At 60.3% G+C, this 16,285-nt stretch carries 16 protein-coding genes; 4 read left to right on the forward strand and 12 right to left on the reverse strand.

Going from position 1 to position 16,285, the window contains the following annotated elements:
* Positions 1-56: 56 nt before the first annotated feature.
* The 3 genes from SynA1544_RS05825 to SynA1544_RS05835 form a co-directional block, all read right to left on the reverse strand.
* The gene (locus tag SynA1544_RS05825; protein WP_186515165.1) at positions 57-503 is read right to left on the reverse strand and encodes a VOC family protein; all 447 of its coding nucleotides are present in this window, start codon (positions 501-503) and stop codon (positions 57-59) included.
* Complete coding sequence (locus SynA1544_RS05830; protein WP_186515166.1) at positions 487-1,608, reverse strand: acetate/propionate family kinase; 1,122 nt, start codon at positions 1,606-1,608, stop codon at positions 487-489. The genes SynA1544_RS05825 and SynA1544_RS05830 overlap by 17 nt, the downstream gene beginning before the upstream one ends.
* Positions 1,609-1,830: 222 nt before the next feature.
* The gene (locus tag SynA1544_RS05835) at positions 1,831-4,245 is read right to left on the reverse strand and encodes a phosphoketolase (RefSeq protein WP_186515167.1); all 2,415 of its coding nucleotides are present in this window, start codon (positions 4,243-4,245) and stop codon (positions 1,831-1,833) included.
* Between the two features lie 156 nt (positions 4,246-4,401).
* On the opposite strand from SynA1544_RS05835, the gene SynA1544_RS05840 reads away from it, so the two are divergent.
* Positions 4,402-5,070, forward strand: a complete 669-nt coding sequence (locus SynA1544_RS05840; RefSeq protein ID WP_255477749.1) for a biliverdin-producing heme oxygenase — start codon at positions 4,402-4,404, stop codon at positions 5,068-5,070.
* Positions 5,071-5,130: 60 nt separating this feature from the next.
* Positions 5,131-6,489 (forward strand): oxygen-independent coproporphyrinogen III oxidase, encoded by a 1,359-nt coding sequence (hemN, locus tag SynA1544_RS05845; protein WP_186515168.1) that lies wholly within the window; start codon positions 5,131-5,133, stop codon positions 6,487-6,489.
* 289 nt (positions 6,490-6,778) lie between these two features.
* Here the strand turns inward: hemN and SynA1544_RS05850 are convergent, their stop codons facing one another.
* A complete protein-coding gene (locus SynA1544_RS05850; protein ID WP_186515169.1) occupies positions 6,779-8,848 on the reverse strand; it encodes a 4Fe-4S binding protein in 2,070 nt (689 codons plus the stop codon).
* A gap of 356 nt (positions 8,849-9,204) precedes the next feature.
* Between SynA1544_RS05850 and SynA1544_RS05855 the strand changes: the two genes are divergently transcribed.
* Positions 9,205-9,738, forward strand: a complete 534-nt coding sequence (locus SynA1544_RS05855; protein ID WP_185189735.1) for a DUF411 domain-containing protein — start codon at positions 9,205-9,207, stop codon at positions 9,736-9,738.
* A gap of 34 nt (positions 9,739-9,772) precedes the next feature.
* Here SynA1544_RS05855 and SynA1544_RS05860 read toward each other — a convergent pair whose 3' ends face one another.
* From SynA1544_RS05860 to SynA1544_RS05870, 3 genes are read right to left on the reverse strand one after another with little or no spacing between them, the layout of a single operon-like run.
* A complete protein-coding gene (locus tag SynA1544_RS05860; RefSeq protein ID WP_131455619.1) occupies positions 9,773-10,042 on the reverse strand; it encodes a hypothetical protein in 270 nt (89 codons plus the stop codon).
* Complete coding sequence (locus tag SynA1544_RS05865; protein WP_131455963.1) at positions 10,039-10,254, reverse strand: DUF3721 domain-containing protein; 216 nt, start codon at positions 10,252-10,254, stop codon at positions 10,039-10,041. Before SynA1544_RS05865 ends, SynA1544_RS05860 begins: the two co-directional genes overlap by 4 nt.
* A gap of 32 nt (positions 10,255-10,286) precedes the next feature.
* On the reverse strand, positions 10,287-10,988 hold the full coding sequence (locus SynA1544_RS05870) for a DUF305 domain-containing protein (protein ID WP_186473044.1): 702 nt from the start codon (positions 10,986-10,988) through the stop codon (positions 10,287-10,289).
* A gap of 40 nt (positions 10,989-11,028) precedes the next feature.
* On the opposite strand from SynA1544_RS05870, the gene SynA1544_RS05875 reads away from it, so the two are divergent.
* A complete protein-coding gene (locus SynA1544_RS05875; protein ID WP_186473045.1) occupies positions 11,029-11,427 on the forward strand; it encodes a MerR family transcriptional regulator in 399 nt (132 codons plus the stop codon).
* Positions 11,428-11,451: 24 nt separating this feature from the next.
* Here the strand turns inward: SynA1544_RS05875 and SynA1544_RS05880 are convergent, their stop codons facing one another.
* From SynA1544_RS05880 to rppA, 5 genes are read right to left on the reverse strand one after another with little or no spacing between them, the layout of a single operon-like run.
* The gene (locus SynA1544_RS05880) at positions 11,452-12,924 is read right to left on the reverse strand and encodes a multicopper oxidase family protein (RefSeq protein ID WP_370594100.1); all 1,473 of its coding nucleotides are present in this window, start codon (positions 12,922-12,924) and stop codon (positions 11,452-11,454) included.
* On the reverse strand, positions 12,921-13,676 hold the full coding sequence (locus tag SynA1544_RS05885; RefSeq protein WP_115070382.1) for a MauE/DoxX family redox-associated membrane protein: 756 nt from the start codon (positions 13,674-13,676) through the stop codon (positions 12,921-12,923). The genes SynA1544_RS05880 and SynA1544_RS05885 overlap by 4 nt, the downstream gene beginning before the upstream one ends.
* Complete coding sequence (locus SynA1544_RS05890) at positions 13,669-14,079, reverse strand: DUF411 domain-containing protein (RefSeq protein WP_115070381.1); 411 nt, start codon at positions 14,077-14,079, stop codon at positions 13,669-13,671. The genes SynA1544_RS05885 and SynA1544_RS05890 overlap by 8 nt, the downstream gene beginning before the upstream one ends.
* 60 nt (positions 14,080-14,139) lie before the next feature.
* On the reverse strand, positions 14,140-15,468 hold the full coding sequence (locus SynA1544_RS05895; protein WP_186473046.1) for a cell wall metabolism sensor histidine kinase WalK: 1,329 nt from the start codon (positions 15,466-15,468) through the stop codon (positions 14,140-14,142).
* Positions 15,468-16,178, reverse strand: coding sequence for a two-component system response regulator RppA (rppA, locus tag SynA1544_RS05900; RefSeq protein WP_370594101.1), 711 nt, complete (start codon positions 16,176-16,178; stop codon positions 15,468-15,470). The genes SynA1544_RS05895 and rppA overlap by 1 nt, the downstream gene beginning before the upstream one ends.
* Positions 16,179-16,285: the final 107 nt, after the last annotated feature.

The following is a 16,285-nucleotide window of genomic DNA, read 5'->3' on the forward strand; positions in this document are numbered from 1 at the left end:
CCCCATCGCTCGTCAACACGAGAGTCAATGGTTGATCCACCTGAGCCCATGTGCCGTCACGAGTCGTTCAAAGGGATTGGCTCAGCTCCGACATTGGAGGGCAAACCGCCTTTGGGCTCGTGGAGTATTTCGAGCCAGTTGCCCTCAGGATCTTGCAGATAAAACGATGTGCTGCCGTCGCGGTGGTCATGCACCGGGCCGCAGCAGTGGCCTTGAACCAGCAGCTGCTCGCGCATTTGCTCCACTTCGGAGCGGTTCTGCAGGTGCAAAGCAACGTGGGGGCCCGCCGCCTTGTAGTCCGGGCTGAGCAGTGCAATGCCCTCACCCGTTGGCCACTGGGCATAGCACCAGTCATCAGCTTCCCAGGTCAGCCGCAGGCCGAGGCCGAGATAAAAGCGCTTAGCCCGCTCCATGTCTTGCACCCGTAGGGCGACATGACCCAGGCGATGCTTGCAGGAGATGGACCATTGGCTGTCCAATGCTTTGTCAGATGAGCGCTGCATCAACGTCTCCGCTGCTGGATCGAGGCTGATCTTCTGCAAAATCAGCCTCCGCGCGTTGGCACAAACGCGCAATCATTCCCTCCTCATCAGCGGGAATCACCTGAAGGTCTAGGGCTGGTATCCAATCCAGCATCTGTTTCAGCTCGGTCTGTAGGGCCTGGTCGTGTTCCCCGATGCCGCCGCTGAGGGCGAGCACATCCACGCCGCCAAGGCTGGCCGCCATTGCTCCGATGCCCTGCAGCAACCGGTGGCGGAATACGGCGAGGGCCAACTGAGCACCGCTATGGCCCGCAAGCACCTGGGCTCGGATCTCGCGCATGTCTCCGCTGAGGCCTGAGAGCCCCTTCAGCCCTCCACTCTGCTGAAGTTGCGCCGTGATCTCTGAGGTCGTGAGTCCTTCACGCATCAGCTCCAGCAGCAGGCCTGGGTCAACACTGCCGCTGCGGGTGGCCATCACCAGCCCCTCCATGGGGGTGTAGCCCATGGTGGTGTCGATGCAGCGACCACCGCTTATGGCCGCCAGCGAAGCACCAGCGCCAAGGTGGGCACTAATGAGCCGCAATTGGCTGGGTTCCCTTCCCTGCTGACACCACTGCTCCATCACCGTTTCACTGACGTGCTGATGGTTAAGGCCGTGGAAGCCAAAGCGACGGAAGCCCTTCTGCCTCAGTTGTTCCGCTAGGGCGTAGGTGCGTGCCGCTTCCGGCAAGGTGCTGTGGAAGCCGGTGTCAAAGCAGGCCCATTGGCTCGGTTCTGGGGCCAATTCCCGAGTCCATTGGCGCGTCCAGTGGATTCCAATCAGTGCCGCTGGATTGTGCAACGGTGCCAGTGGGATGAGCTGATGCAAGACCTGCTCCACTTCGGCATCGATCCGTGTCGCTGCCGTGAATCGCTCACCACCGTGTACGACCCGGTGGCCAATCCGGGCAATCGTGTTGCGATGTGGCCCAAGGGCCGGAGCCATCCAGCTCTCCAGTGCCGTTTCTAACTCTTCTCCAGCCGCAAGGTTGCGCTCACCGCGCCAGAGGCTGCCCCCGTTGGACTCAAGCAGGGCTGCCTTCAGGCTGGAGCTCCCCAAGTTGATCACCAAGGTGAGGTCATTCATGCCCGCCCGGCGCAGGTGATCTCTGCCGTTAGGGTCTGCTCCTTCCAAATCGAATTGCCAACCTCATGCAGCGATCGTTCTGAGGTGAAGAAGCCGCGTATGTCGGGGCCTTGGGTAGGGGAAGTGTTCATGAAAGCCGAGTGGTGAGTGAGTGTGGATGCGCTTTCCGGTCTCCGGATTGCGTGTTGAGAACGTCGTCTTACTGACTTTTGGCGCAGCCAATCAAGAGGAGAGGCCGAGGCTCCAGCGCCAGTTGTTGATCTCAGGAGCATCCGTTCCGTTTTCGTAGGCATAGGCACGGTGCTTCTGGATCTCGTCTTTCATCTGCTCCTTCAAATGGCCAGCACGTGACCCAAGGTTTTTGGCCCTATCGATCACATCAATGACCAAATTGAAGCGATCGATTTGGTTGCTGATCGCCAGCTCCAAGGGGGTGTTGATGTTGCCCCGCTCCTTGTACCCCCGTACATGGAAGTTGCTGTGATTGGGGCGGTTGTAGGTGAGGCGATGCACCAACCACGGGTAGCCGTGGAAATTGAAGATCACCGGCTTGTCTGGAGTGAACAGGCTGGTGAAATCCGCATCGCTCAGGCCGTGGGGATGGTTTTGGGGTGATGCCAAGGCGAACAGATTCACCACATTCACGTACCGCACCTTCAGGGCTGGAATCCGTTCCCGAAGCAGTTCAATGGCTGCCAAACATTCCTTGGTCGGAATGTCACCGGCGGAGGCCAGCACCACATCTGGGGCATCCGGCTCGGCGCCGCACTCGTCGTTGCAGGCCCATTCCCACAGGCCAGCCCCCTTGGCCACATGACGGCGCGCCTGCTCCAGCGTCAGATACTGCAGGTGCTGCTGCTTGTCCGAGACGATCAGGTTGGCCACGTTGGTCTCCTGGAGGGCTTGTTCCGCCACCGCCAGCAGGCAGTTGGCATCAGCCGGCAGGTAGACCCTGGTGATGCTGCCTTTCTTGTTGCCCGCCAGGTCGATGAAGCCCGGATCCTGATGGGTAAAGCCGTTGTGGTCCTGGCGCCACACCGTGGAGGAAATCAGGCAGTTCCAGGCACCCACGGGCTCTCGCCAGGGGATCTCCTCGCAGTGTTCCAGCCATTTGCAGTGCTGGTTGTACATCGAGGCGATCACATGGGCAAAGGCCTCATAGGTGTGGAAGAAGCCATTGCGTCCGCTGAGCAGGTATCCCTCCAGCATCCCCACCAGGGTGTGTTCCGACAGCATCTCCACCACTGCCCCATCGCGGGACAGCTCACTGCCATCGAGGTCCTCCGGCAGATAGTCCGCCATCCACACCTTTTTGCTCGCCTCATACACCGATTGCAAGCGGTTGGAGGCGGTTTCATCCGGTCCGAACAGCCGGTAGGCCTTGGGGTTGAGGCGAATCAGATCGCGGATCAGTTCGCCTAACGGAGCGGTGTTGGCATGGACACGCGTGCCGGGGGTTTCCACCGCCACGGCGTAGTTCGTCAGATCAGGAAACACCAGATGGCGTCGCAGCACGCCGCCGTTGGTGTGGGGATTTGAACCCATGCGCCGCTCCCCCTTGGGAGAAAGGGAGCGGATCTCGGGGCGGATGGCTCCGGTTTCGTCAAACAGTTCCCAGGGGCGATAGCTCTTCAACCAGGCCTCCAGCTGCTGCAGGTGCTTCGGGTTGGTTTTCGCATCGGTGATCGGCACCTGGTGGGAGCGCCAGAAGTTTTCGAGCTTGTGGCCGTCCACCTCCGCTGGACCGGTCCAGCCCTTCGGTGAGCGCATCACCAGCATCGGCCAATGGGGCCGTTCGGCGTTGCCGCTGCTGCGGGCGGTGTCCTGGATCTGCCGGATCGTCAATACCGCCTGCTGCATGGCCACCGCCATCTGGCGGTGCATGGCCATGGGGTCGGAGCCCTCCACAAACAGAGGCTCCCAGCCATAGCCCCGCATCAGGTTTTCCAGCTCCCCGTGGGGGATGCGGCTGAGGATCGAAGGATTGGCGATTTTGTAGCCGTTGAGGTGCAGCACCGGCAGCACGGCCCCATCCCGGATCGGGTTGAGGAATTTGTTGATGTGCCAGCTGGTGGCCAGCGGCCCGGTTTCCGCTTCTCCATCCCCCACGCAGGCCAGGGTGATCAGCTCTGGGTTGTCGAAAACCGAACCGCAGGCGTGGGAGAGCACGTAGCCCAGTTCGCCGCCTTCATGGATCGAGCCTGGCGTTTCGGCCGTGCAGTGGCTGCCGACGTGTCCCGGGAAGGAAAACATCTTGAAAAAGCGCTGAAGCCCCGCTTCGTCGAGGGAGATGTCGGGGTAGCGCTCGCTGTAGCTGCCGTCGATGTACACCGGCCCGCGCATGCCCGGGGCGCCATGCCCTGGGCCCGACATATAAATCATGTCGAGGTCGTAGTGGTTGATCAGCCGGTTGGCGTGCGTCCAGATGAACGCCTGCCCCGGACTCGACCCCCAGTGCCCCAACAGGCGGTTTTTGATGTGCTCCGGCTGCAGCGGTTTCCGCAGCAGTGGGTTGTCCTGCAGGTAGATCATTCCTGCTGCCAGGTAGTTGGCGGTGCGCCAGTAGCTGTCGATGCGCTGGAGTTCGGCATCCGACGGTGGCTGCACTTGCTCGGTAGACGCTTGATGGGTGGACATCGTCAAGGCAGGCCCAATCGACGTGGGCGAGGGGACTTCAGGCATGGACCTCGGAGTAGCAAAGAATCTATAAGCGCGCAATCGCTTTACAACGATAACGTTATATCATCATTTGTGTTGTTTGGACGCATGTCGCATTTGCCCATGGCTTCCCCCATGTCGATCTCTGATCACGCAGGTTCAGCCGAAGCTCAGTTGCGCAAGGGTTTTGGCCCCAGGGTGCGCAAGCTCCATGCCCGTATCGGCAAAGCCCACCACAAGGCTGAGGGGATGGCGTTCTCTCGGGCGCTGCTGGAGGGGCAGGCCACTCCGCTTCAGCTCGCCGCGCTCATTCGCGCCCTCGTACCGGCCTACGCGCTGCTCGAGCAGGAGGGCCCCGCTTTGGCTTCTGCCCTTGGAGCTGCGGCGATTCCCTGGCCTGATCTGGCCCGTGGTTCAGCCCTCGCGCATGACGTCGCGGCGCTCTCCGCGGTGGGGCCGACTCCGGTCTCCGCGGCTGCGGCGATTTGGTTGGAGCAAATGAAGGCCCTCGTCCGTCAGTCCCCCCACCGTTTGATGGCTCACGTTTATGTCCGCTACGGCGGGGATCTCTCCGGTGGTCAGCAGCTGGCGGAACAGGCCAATGCAATCCTCCGGCGCCAGGGGCTTTCCTCTCTGCGTTTCTGGTCCTTTGAACAGGATCTGACTTGGCTCAAGCAGTCGCTTCACGACGGTTTTGAGCAGATGGATCTTTCTGAATCAGAGGAAGAAGAGCTGCTCGAGGAAGCGGAAGTGGCTTTTGGTGCAACGCAGCGCTTGCTGGCCGAATTGGCGGATCTTGGCTGAGCCCTGCTTCCACTCATTTCGCGGTTCTTGATCGCGATCCTGCCCCCTTGTTGCGACCCCATGCCCCCTGTTGCCTCTCCTCTCAGTTCACTCGAGCTGTTGCTCAAGTACGACAAACCGGTTCCCCGCTACACCAGCTACCCCACTGCTGCGTCCTTCACAACGGAGGTCGGGGAAGAGCTGTTGCGTCGCCAGTTGGCTCAGCCCAGTAGCAAGCCCCTGTCTCTCTATGTGCACGTTCCCTTCTGTCGCCATGCCTGTTGGTATTGCGGCTGCAACCGGGTGACGACCCAGTTGGGCTCGAAGGTCGTGAAGCCTTATTTGGCTTCCCTGGAGCAGGAGCTGGAGTTGATCTCCAAAGTGATGCCGCAACGCCGGCGCTTGGCTCAATTGCATTGGGGTGGCGGGACGCCCAACTACCTCAATGCGGAGGAAATTGCCCAGCTGTGGGGGCTGATCGAACGTCATTTCGTCCTGGATCCCGAATTAGAAGCCTCCATCGAGGTCAATCCCGAGTTTCTGACGCAGGAGTCCGCCTTGCAATTGCGGGCCCAGGGATTCAATCGCATCAGTTTTGGGATTCAAGATGCCGATCCTGAGGTGCAGAGGGCCGTGAATCGCGTGGTTCCGGCTGAGCAGCTGCGCAGCTCAATGCATTGGCTGCGGGAGGCCAACTTCAGCAGTGTCAACGTTGATTTGATCTGTGGTTTGCCGCTGCAAACCCCGGAGCGTTTCCAGAGAACACTGCAGTTGGTGGAGGAGCTGCGTCCTGATCGGATCTCCCTCTTCTCGTTTGCCTACTTGCCGGATCAGCTGCCGTTGCAGCGCAAGATCTCGGCGGCGGATCTCCCCAGCCAGCTTCAGCGCATGCTGATGCTGGAAGAAGCTCAGCGCCTGCTCTGTTCCACTGGCTATGACGCCATCGGAATGGACCACTACGCCCTCTCCAGTGACAGCCTTGCGCAGGCGGCACGCCAGGGGCGCCTGCACCGCAATTTTCAGGGCTACACCACCGGCGGAGAGCTGGATCTCCTGGGAATTGGTCCGACGGCCATTAGTCAATTCCCCCATCTTTTCTGCCAAAACGAACGGTCCTTGAAGGCCTATGGCGAGGCCCTCAGCCAGGGACGTCTCCCCGTGGAACGGGGTCTGGAAGTCGTCGATTCCGATGTTCTTGAGCGGCGAGCCCTGATCAGGCAAGTGATGTGCCAATTCGCCCTCTCCTTGGATCTGCCTCGATTTTCAGAGGAGTGGTCGTTGTTGCAGGAGCTTGAATCTGATGGGTTGGTGAGGCTCTCTGTCCAACAAGGCCAGGGGCAGATGGAGGTCACCACCGAGGGCCGGTGGTTGATACGCACGATTGCCGCTGTATTTGATCCACAGCAGCGTCAGTGCTCCAGTGGCTCCAGGTTGATTTGATAAGGGCTCCATGGCTACATCCCAAACCCTCGTCTTTATCAAGGAGCAGATGTGTTGATGCCCTGTCGCATCGCCATTTCCCAGACTGATTCGGGTGAGGTGATGTTGTCGATGTGCTCCCCTGAACGGCTCTTTCGGGACATCAGCTCTAAGGCTGAAGTTCTGGCGATTGCGCAGCAGGTGGAGGAGGAGACCCGACCGATCATTGGCAGGGCCGCTTACGAGCTTCGGTAGGCCACTGGATGACGCAGTGTTGAACATGCTCTGTTCGATTCGGCCTGAATTGAGCTCAGGCCGCCACAAGCCAGCGTCCCGCCACGGCCAGGGCAACGGCTAAACCTGAGGCCCCAAGCCAGGAGGTCCGATGGGTCGCCAACTGGCGCCGCAGCAGCACCACGCTGGAGCCCCAGCCGAGCAGAACGGCCAGGCTCTGGCAAAAGGCGATCACGTGGGCGTCCGCCTGCCAGGACGGCAAGGACTCAGTCCAGGACCCATTCAGTGGCGACAGGCTGACGGGCAGAAGCTGACCGGCTTCGCCCATGCCCAAGGGCAGGTGCCGAGCCAACAACAGCGCCCAAATCAGGGGCAGGAGGCCATACAGCGTCCGGCGGAGACGTTGACGGTTAAAGACCAAGCAGGCCAAGCCATAAAGCAGTGTGGGGATCGAGAGGGCCAGCAGCGCCATGAGCAATCGGGGCAGCAGTGGACCCTCCACCAGGCTGGCTGGAGCACCTGGAATCCAAGCCAGCATGCGCGGGGCCTGGTGCAAACAGACGTCGCCGGCCAGGACCAGCAGCAGACTGGGCTCTCCACGGGGTAGCTCCATCTCTCGCTGGATATCGGCGGCAGGGGGTCTGATGGCGAGCTGAACCGAGCGATGGGGGCAGGCCTGGGCACAGGTCAGACAAAAAACACAGTTGCGGTTGTCATGCAGGTGGGCCGGATGGGTGCCGAGCGGGCAACCCGCTGTCGCCAGTCCTTCGCCATCGGCCGGTCCGCCTTTGAAGCAGGCATAGCTGCTGCAACTGCCGCTGCAGGTGCCGACCTGGGCGCGGAGTTCCAACACGGACAACTTTGCAAAGAGCCCGTTCATGCCGCCAACGGGACAGAGATAGCGGCACCAAAAACGTTTCTCAAAGCGCAGCGAGCCGATCACCGCCCCGCTGGTGATCAACAACAGCAAGCAACTGCTCAGCCAGGCTGTGTTCTGCAGATTCCAGACCTCTTCCCAGAGCAGGATCAGGGCGAAGCCCGCCGCCAGCAGGGGGGAGGCCCACCCGTCAGTTTCCCCGCGGGGCCAGCGAGCGGGTCGCCAACCCAGGATTCGCGCAAGTTGTTGGCTGATCTCGCCCCAGACCATGAAGGGGCAGAAGGAGCACCACAGACGGCCAACCAGGGGAAAACCCAGCAGGATCAACGGCCACCACCAGGCCCAGAAGAGGTTCAAGGCACCGTTGTGGGCCCGGTCCTGCGGCCCCAGCCAGAGCCAGAGATTCACCAGAACAAATACCCAGCTGACCACGCCGAAGAGCAGAGTGTTCCAGAGCCATGGGGCTCGCATCCACTCCCTCAGTTGAGGCTTCCAACGCCAGATATCGAAGCGATAGCGCTGTTGGCGAGGCGACGTCCAAAAGACGTCCTCCGGAATCAGTATCGGAACCGTGCTGCCCTCCTGGCGCCGGATCTGCTGCAGGGCCCGGTCAACCAGGGTCTCCAGCTCACGGATGTTGTTTGGGAAGTCGTAGGCCTGGAGCCGTTTGATTACCGCCTCGGATACGTCAGGGGCCTGGGGCCAGCCGAGTTTGCGGCTGCGCAATCGGATCCCATAGCGCAACCACTCCCCGAGGTCCTGCCGGCGCACTCGTATCGGCGGCACCCGAATCAGGCTGCAGCGCCGCTCAATGTCGGAGCACACCGTCTCTGAGGTGAAAAACAGGCGTCCTCGGAAGCCGTGCTGCCCCTCGAGGAGTTCCAGGAGGAGTGGTTTGAGGCCCTCAGGCGCACGATCGAGCTGATCGATCAGGAGTGAGCCGTCACCAACGAGCTCAAGTAGGGAGCGACCATCCGAGGAATCCAGGGGCTCGAGCAGATCGCTGCCATCAGCCTTGAGCAGAGCCGCATCCAGGCGCAGCATTAACTCCTTGCGCTGGGGGGATCCGAAGTGGATCAGCGCCGCCAGGTTGTCCTTCTCCAGCCCCGGTTCTCCGAGGATGAAGACCGCTCGCCGCTGGCCATCCGAGGCGGCCTGGCGCACGGTCTCCCGAAGCGTTTTGGCGTAACGACTACTGCCCACCACACCGCGACGGGCACGGCCCACCAGCAGGGGCGCCAAACTCAGCAGAACAGGGGGTGCGGCCAATGCCCAACCAGATTTATTTTCTTTAGTTTGGAAAAAACTCGCGAAGCCGCCCGCGTTTGAGACATTCAGCTTGGTTTGCTGTGGACCATCCCCTTACTCACGGCTTTTTGCCTTTGATGAATCCATCTCGACAGAATCTTTGGTTGGTTTTATGAGATGCATGCCTGGAGACGGCAATAATTCTGCGGATCAGCGCTGGAGTTTCTGGCCGCTGCTGCCACTTGGCTTCCAGTTGTTGGAACAGGTCTGAAGGGCTGGTCCCCGAGTTGTCCCTGGAATTTTGTGCAACTGGGTGTGTTTATGAGCAACTCGCGATAATGCGGAGAGTCGATTCAATTCGCTGCATTGAGGAATCCATGAACGCTTCGCGTTTTGCGCATCTGTGTTCAGCTGCCGTGCGACAGAGCTTGGTTGGAGCCTTTGTAGTCGTCTCGCTGCTTTCAGCGAGTCAACCGCTTGAGGCGCATGGTGATGTGAAAGGGGATGCTGCGATGCCCGTCAACAGTGGGGCGACCGGGCCTCAGATGACGGTGTATCGATCGGCGAGTTGCGGTTGCTGTACGTCATGGGGATCCCACATCGTTTCAGCGGGATACCGCATTGAGGACCATGTCACCGAGGACATGGATGCCGTGAAGAAAGCGCGTGGCATCAGCCCACAACAAGCTTCTTGCCATACCGCGGTTGTGGAGGGGTATGTGATCGAAGGGCATGTGCCCGCTTCTGCGATTCAGCGTCTTTTGACAGAACGGCCCAATATCCGAGGTCTGGCAGTTCCAGGGATGCCAATGGGTTCTCCCGGGATGGAGGTGGCTGGCGTCGAGGCTGAACGTTTCGAGGTGCTTGCCATTGCCCATGACGGAACAACCTCCGTCTTCGCGCGTTATTAAGCGGTTTCAGGGAGACCGCTTCGGGGAACGGGGGTCATCGCGATGGTTTTAACAGCATCGCTGCACCCGAAACTGTGACGATGACGGTGAGCCCACCCAAGAGCATTGGGTAGACGGGCTGAAGATTCAGAACACCGAAATTCCCGGTGTGGATCTTCAGCAGCCAGAAGGCATCAATGTCTTGCTCCAAGAGCAAGCTGTAGAGAGATCCCGTGCCTGCGGTGATCAGCAACGGAACAGCGGCGATTGGAACCAGCCAACGGTGAACTTTGCGTGCTCGCCGTGAAAGCGGTCGTTGGTTCATTGCTTGCGAAGTTGGCGGTGGAGTTTACGCTCATCTGCGCAGGGCATCCACTTTCCGTTGTTCTGATGCAGCGTATTGCAACCAATCTCACTGGCACGTTGTTGCGCGTCAGCTTTGGATTGGTAGATGCCTTTGCTGTGAGCATGGCTGGCCATGGGATGGACAACGAAAGCAGCGACGAGGGCGAATGAGATGGAGATCCATCCCATCATCGTTGTGGTGAAGGCATTAAAAGTGATTGCTTTCACAGCGCGAAAAGGCCATCAAATTTGTAGTAGTCCGGCTTATTCAGTCCTCCGCTTTGCAGCATCTTGCGGAGTTCGATGATCTCTTTGCGCTGGGCGACGATGATCTCGCGCGCCAGGCGAAGGACGGTGGGGTTGGTGGAGTTTTGCCGAGCCTCATGGGCCATCTGAAGTGCGCCTCCATGGTGCTCAATCATTCCCTCTAAGAACCACTGCACCCTGTTGTCGCGCGTTGGCTTCGTTCCCGACATGCGCATCGCGGCAATCACATCAGGACTCATGCGCACCAGATCTGCCATGGAGTTGGGGTCCCCGTTAGGGCGCAATGCCACGGGATAAACCGGTGCATCCGGATACCAGGCTTTGCGCCATTGGCGCATCGCCTTGATCTCACGGGCCTGCTCGTTCCAGATGCTGTTTGCCAACGCCCCCACCCCAGGGGCGCCGATGTTGAAGACGTACTCACTCATCCGCAACGCCCCGGTGTGATGCTCGACCATGCCATCGATAAAGCGCAGGTCGTAGGTGCTGCCTGCTGGTCCCATGCCATGGGCATGGTGCTGATGGTTGCCGGAATGGGGGGGTGCAGCCTCTTTCGTTTTTTCAGGTGCTGGGTGATGCATCCCATGGTCCATTTGGGCCAATGCGACTTGAGGGGGCAGTGCCGAGATGGCGGCCAGAGCAAAAGCGATTCGACGCATGGAAAGAACAATCACGTCGCTATTGTGGAGTCTCCAGTAAGTGGAGAGTCAACCCTTCGTGCCTAAAGCGCCTGGCGATCTACTCAAGATTGGAGTTGTCTCTGCAAGAAGCAACATTTCGGTGAAAACGATTCGTTTTTATTGTGATGAAGGTTTATTGCTGCCAGTATCACGTACCGATTCCAGATATCGATTGTTTGATGAGTCTGTTTTTGACGATCTTAGTCTAATCCTTCGTCTGCGGGCCATGGACTTGCCTCTTGATTTGGTGAAAAAAGTAATTCAGGCACAGCGATCTGGAATCTGTACTTGCAGTGATCTCAAGACCACGATGCGCGAAAAATTAAGCGAGATTCATGAGCGCCTGGATGAATTGAAGGTGCTGGAGACTGAGATCAAAACGATGTTGAAGAGCTGGGAGCCTTGTGGCGGGGCTTGATCAGTCGCGTGATCAGCTCAGTACTCAGGCTTCGATCAAGATGTTGCCCATCATGCCGAGCTCCTCGTGATCGAGGATGTGGCAGTGATACACGCTCTTGCCAGCAAAGTCGCTGAAGCGGGTGCGCACGCGCACGGTTTCGCCAGGGCGCACCAGCACCACATCCCGCCAGGCCCGGTAGGGCTCAGGCCTGCCATTGCGGCTGATCACCTGCATCGGATTCACATGCAGATGGAAGGGGTGATCCATCACGCCTGTGTTCAGCAGCTCCCAGTCCTCTGTGTCTCCCAATTGCACGCGCGTGTCAATGCGCCCATGGTTGTAGCTCTGGCCGTTGATCAAAAAGGCCATGCCCATGCCTGGTGCCATGCCGTGATTCATCACAAATCGGCGCGTACGCAGCGGGCTGGGGAGCTCCTCCACCGCTAAGAGCTGCTGCGGCAGAGGCTGCGGCGCTACAACGCCATTGGTGCTCACCGTTGCGATGACATCAGCTTGTTCCTGGCCAGACACCGCTCTCCCCATGCCCATACCCATACCCATGCCCATACCCATGCCCATGCCGCCCATCATTGGGCGCCCCAGGCGCCTGTAGGGGAGGTTGTTCAAGCGAAACCGACCACCTTCGGGAGCCACCTGCACCAACACATCGGCACGCTCGCCGGGCACCAGCAGCAACTCCTGCAACGGCAGTGGTTGCTCCAGTGCACCACCATCAGTGGCAATCAGATGCATGGTGTGACCCTCCAGCGCCAGTCGCCAGAAGCGGGCATTGGAGGCGTTGAGAAGGCGTAGGCGCAGCAAGCCGCCGGCTGCAACCTGCAGCTCGGGCTTCACCTGGCCGTTCACGCTCAGAATCGAGCCTTCTCGGCCAAGCATCACACCAGAACCGGAGCGCTGGTTGGCGGCTGGAAGATCCTTGAGCACAAGCACTTCTTCCTGGGCCGCCTGCACTTCAGGGATGCGATCGAGATCGCCTCTCACCAGCAGCGCACCACCCAGGCCACCAAACACCTGGTCAGCCACCGTTCCATGGTGATGGGGGTGGTAGTAGAAGAGGCCCGCCGGGTGATTGTCCGGCAAGGAGAAGCTGCAGCTCTGTCGCTGGCCAGGAGCAACCCTCAGGAACACATTGTCGGCTGCTCCGCTGGGTGGAATGTGCAGGCCGTGGTAGTGCAGATTCGTTGGCTGAGTCAGGCGGTTGTGCAGCTGGATCCGCACCGCATCACCAGGCTGCAGTTCAAGCTGGGGGCCAGGGAGTAAGCCGTTGTAGGTGAGTGCCCGTCCTGATGTGCCAGGGATGCTGATGGACGTTTCCTGCGCTACCAGATCCAGCTCCAGCAGGCCAGCTTGAGAGCGCACTGGCGACGTCGCCGCCGCGTTGATGCTCCTCCGTGGATCTGCGGCCCAGCCATGGCAGCCATGGCGCAGAGCCGCGACTGAGGCTGCTGCAGTGCCACCGGCTGCCAGGGCGAGAAAGGAGCGCCGGCTGATCACAACGCACCCCCAGAAGCAAGAGCCATCACTGGCTGAATCAACATCGCCAAACCCATCAGCCCCATGATCAGATTCTCAGCGAAGCTCACCACCCCCAGCGGTGTGCGGGAGTTGCCGCCCACGCAGGCACAGTTCAGTGCCAGGTGATCGACGAACACGGCTTTGCCGACGGAGACCATGCCCATCACACCGAGAAGCACTGCTGTCACGCCAATCACAGCTTCAAGGCCCATACTCTCGGCCGATTGCAGCATCCCAAGTCCCACCAATAGCTCAACAGCGGGATACAGTTTTCCCCAGGCCTGCCAACGCTGCGTGAGCAGGTCATATTTGCGGAAGCTTGCAGCGAATGCCGCAATATCCATCAGCTTGAGCATCGCCAACAGGCAGATCGCCAGGCCCATGTAGCCCCGGATTTCGCCCCCTAATGCCAGGTTGATCAACAGAGCGCTCAGGAACACAGCGATCACTGGTGCGTAGGACACCTCTGCTGTTTCCGCGGTGACACCAAGCCGTTTCGCCAGCTCGGTGTAGCCCCCAATGCGCTCCGCGCCGGCAAACACCTGCGGCGTGGTGGTCACACCGTGGGCATGCTTGAAGGCTTCCACCTCCGCCTGGCTGCGCAGAGGATGATCCTCAAACGGAATCCCCTGGGCGCGCAGGAGCTGAAGCGCGCGCTGCCCCCACGGACAGGCATGCTCGGGCGTCTCCATCCTGTAGAGACGCACAGCGCTGAGTTCCGGCTTAGCCATCACCCTCCACCGTCTGGAAGGCTTGGGTCCGGCCGGATTCGGTGAAGGTGAACACCGTGTAGCTCTCTGTCTTGAACGGTGATTCCATGCCGGGCGAACCGAGCGGCATACCGGGTACGGCAATTCCGGCCACCTGTGGGCGTTCCTTCAGCAGCCGCTGAATCGCCGACACTGGAATATGACCCTCAACCGTGTAACCCCCAATCCGGGCGGTGTGACAGGACTGCAGCTGAGGTGGAACGCCGTAGCGCTGCTTGATGCTCGCAAGGTTGCTCGTCACGTAGTCCTTCACTGTGAAGCCGGCTTGCCTGAGGTGGTCCAGCCAGCCTTTGCAGCAGCCACAGCTTGGGGAGCGATAGGCGGAAACCACCGCAGGCACAGGTATGGCGGCGACTGGAGGCATCAACAGAGGCACAGGAGGACGGCGACTGCTTCCACCGTAAACACTCCAGTCGGTGGAGAGTCAATGGGGTGGCTCAGCCGCCGGAATCTCCAGGGAGAAGCAGCTGCCGCATCCAGTCCTGGAGTGCACCTGGATTGCTGCGCGATGGCGGACGGCGATGGCTTGCGCGATGGCCAGCCCCAGCCCACTGCCACCCTGGAGGCGTGAGCGAGACGGATCCAGTCGCGTGAAGCGATCAAAGATTCGGCCCTGCATCTCCTCAGCGATGCCAGGTCCGTTGTCGGTGATTGAAAGCTGGAAATGGCGACCCTGGTGCTTCAGGGAGACGTCGATCGCGCCACCTGCTGGGCTGTGCTGCATCGCGTTGCTCAGCAGATTGATCACAAGCCGGCTGAGTTCTGTCTCCGCCCCAAGCACCTTGGCACTGGACATCCATGACGTGTGAATCAGGCTCACCTGAGCAGCCGCAGCTGTCTCTGAAAAATCCTCCATCACATCGGCCGTGATCTCGGCGAGATCACACACCGTTGCCGGCTCCCGCTCGCAGGGTCGTTCAAGGCTGGCGAGCAACAACAGGTCGCCGATCAGGTTCTGCAGGCGCCGGCCCTGGGCCAGCACCCGATCCCAGCGTCCTGTCTCCACCACTGCCATCAAGTTGGCCAGCGGGGTGCGTAATTCGTGGGCCACATCGGCGCTGAACTGCTCCTGTCGCTGATAGGCCTCCAGTAATGGTGCCATCGCCAATCCAGCCAGCCACCAGCTGGCAGCGCCCATGGCCAGCAGCGCAACGAGGAAGACAGCATGTCCCAACCACACCAGCTGTTGTGCTTCCCGGTCCAGATCGTTCAGGCTGTGTGAAATCTGAAGGAATCCCCAGACGGGTTCTCTGTTGCTGTTGGAGTGATGCAGATGAATGGAGTAGGTGAGCCAGCGCCGGCCAGCGGGTTCTTGCGTGAGCTGCCAACCTTGATCAGCCGCTGGCGGGAGCAGGATCGGAGCCCCGGGGGAGCTGGCCAGCAGAGCACCGTTGGGATCGAGAACACGCAGCTTGTAGCGGTCGGAATCGGTGGCACTGATGGCATGGCGTTCAACCAATGAATCCGGTGCCTTGCAAGGCTCTCCTGCAATACAGAGGCCCGGTAGAACCGAAACAAGTGCGGGCGTGGGCCGGGCCGCCTGCGGCAGCAGGACAGGCTTGAGACTGTCGTGCAGGGTGCCGGCAAGAGCTTGCAGTTCACGCCGGATGGCGCTGTCCTGGCTCTGCAGCAACAGCCGTCCCATCGCGAACCCCGCGCCGTAAAGGAGTGCACCCATCACCAGCAAGGAGAGTCCCGCCAGTCTCAATCGAGCTTGAAATAACAGGCGATGCGCTGGCGTTTGGATGGTCATCACAGCAACACCGCAGCATGCGGGTTCAGCCGATACCCCTTACTCGGTATGGTTTCAAGCGGAGAAGCAAGCCCATGAGAAGCAAGCTTGCGCCGCAGCAATCGCACCTGGGCGGCAACAACATTGCTGATGGGATCCTGCTGCAGATTCCACAGTTGGTTGCGCAAGCGTGAGCCGGAAATCACCTCACCGGGGTGTTCCAGGAAATAGCTCATCAGTTGCTGCTCTTTCGTGGTGAGCTCAATGCAAACCTCAGCTGCGGCTGTTGCCACGAGCAACTGCCCCGCGGCGAGATCCAGCCGGAAGCAACCGGCTTCCAGGAGCGGCGCCCGATAGCTGGGCTGTCGCCGCTGCAACGCCCGTACCCGTGCGAGCAGCTCCTCCATCGCGAAGGGCTTGCTCAGATAGTCGTCCGCGCCGGCATCCAGGCCCTCAACCCGGTCGGCTGTTTCGTTACGGGCCGTGAGCAGCAAGAGCGGTAGCGCCAGGCCCCGCGATCGCGTTCGCCTGCACAGATCGAGGCCGCTGAGCTCCGGGAGCATCCAATCAAGAATTCCCAGGTCGTAGTGGGCCTGATCACTCCCCAGAAGCACCCAGCCGTCCTGACCGCTGACGCAGTGATCCACCACATGGCCCTGGCCCTCCAGGACTGCCTGGATGGATCGCGCTAGATCCATCTCGTCCTCCACCAACAGGATCCGCATGGGCATCGGCGTGGCGGATCAACAGGGCACAGATCTTAGTGAGGGCAGTGGATTTCATCTGTTTTTCATCCCGGTTGTGCCAACTTCCGCCTATCCAGTGCTTCCCCAGGCCT

It is taken from the genome of Synechococcus sp. A15-44 (assembly GCF_014280115.1).
GTDB lineage: Bacteria > Cyanobacteriota > Cyanobacteriia > PCC-6307 > Cyanobiaceae > Parasynechococcus.

Bases quoted from the DNA above. Each gene is read 5' to 3' on its own strand.
- hemN (WP_186515168.1), top strand. From the start codon at position 5,131: ATGCCCCCTGTTGCCTCTCCTCTCAGTTCACTCGAGCTGTTGCTCAAG.
- SynA1544_RS05865 (WP_131455963.1), bottom strand. From the start codon at position 10,254: ATGATGGGATGGATCTCCATCTCATTCGCCCTCGTCGCTGCTTTCGTT.
- SynA1544_RS05885 (WP_115070382.1), bottom strand. From the start codon at position 13,676: ATGGCTAAGCCGGAACTCAGCGCTGTGCGTCTCTACAGGATGGAGACG.
- SynA1544_RS05870 (WP_186473044.1), bottom strand. From the start codon at position 10,988: ATGCGTCGAATCGCTTTTGCTCTGGCCGCCATCTCGGCACTGCCCCCT.
- SynA1544_RS05835 (WP_186515167.1), bottom strand. From the start codon at position 4,245: ATGTCCACCCATCAAGCGTCTACCGAGCAAGTGCAGCCACCGTCGGAT.
- SynA1544_RS05825 (WP_186515165.1), bottom strand. From the start codon at position 503: ATGCAGCGCTCATCTGACAAAGCATTGGACAGCCAATGGTCCATCTCC.
- SynA1544_RS05860 (WP_131455619.1), bottom strand. From the start codon at position 10,042: ATGAACCAACGACCGCTTTCACGGCGAGCACGCAAAGTTCACCGTTGG.
- rppA (WP_370594101.1), bottom strand. From the start codon at position 16,178: ATGCCCATGCGGATCCTGTTGGTGGAGGACGAGATGGATCTAGCGCGA.
- SynA1544_RS05840 (WP_255477749.1), top strand. From the start codon at position 4,402: ATGTCGATCTCTGATCACGCAGGTTCAGCCGAAGCTCAGTTGCGCAAG.
- SynA1544_RS05830 (WP_186515166.1), bottom strand. From the start codon at position 1,608: ATGAATGACCTCACCTTGGTGATCAACTTGGGGAGCTCCAGCCTGAAG.
- SynA1544_RS05855 (WP_185189735.1), top strand. From the start codon at position 9,205: ATGAACGCTTCGCGTTTTGCGCATCTGTGTTCAGCTGCCGTGCGACAG.
- SynA1544_RS05890 (WP_115070381.1), bottom strand. From the start codon at position 14,079: ATGCCTCCAGTCGCCGCCATACCTGTGCCTGCGGTGGTTTCCGCCTAT.
- SynA1544_RS05895 (WP_186473046.1), bottom strand. From the start codon at position 15,468: ATGACCATCCAAACGCCAGCGCATCGCCTGTTATTTCAAGCTCGATTG.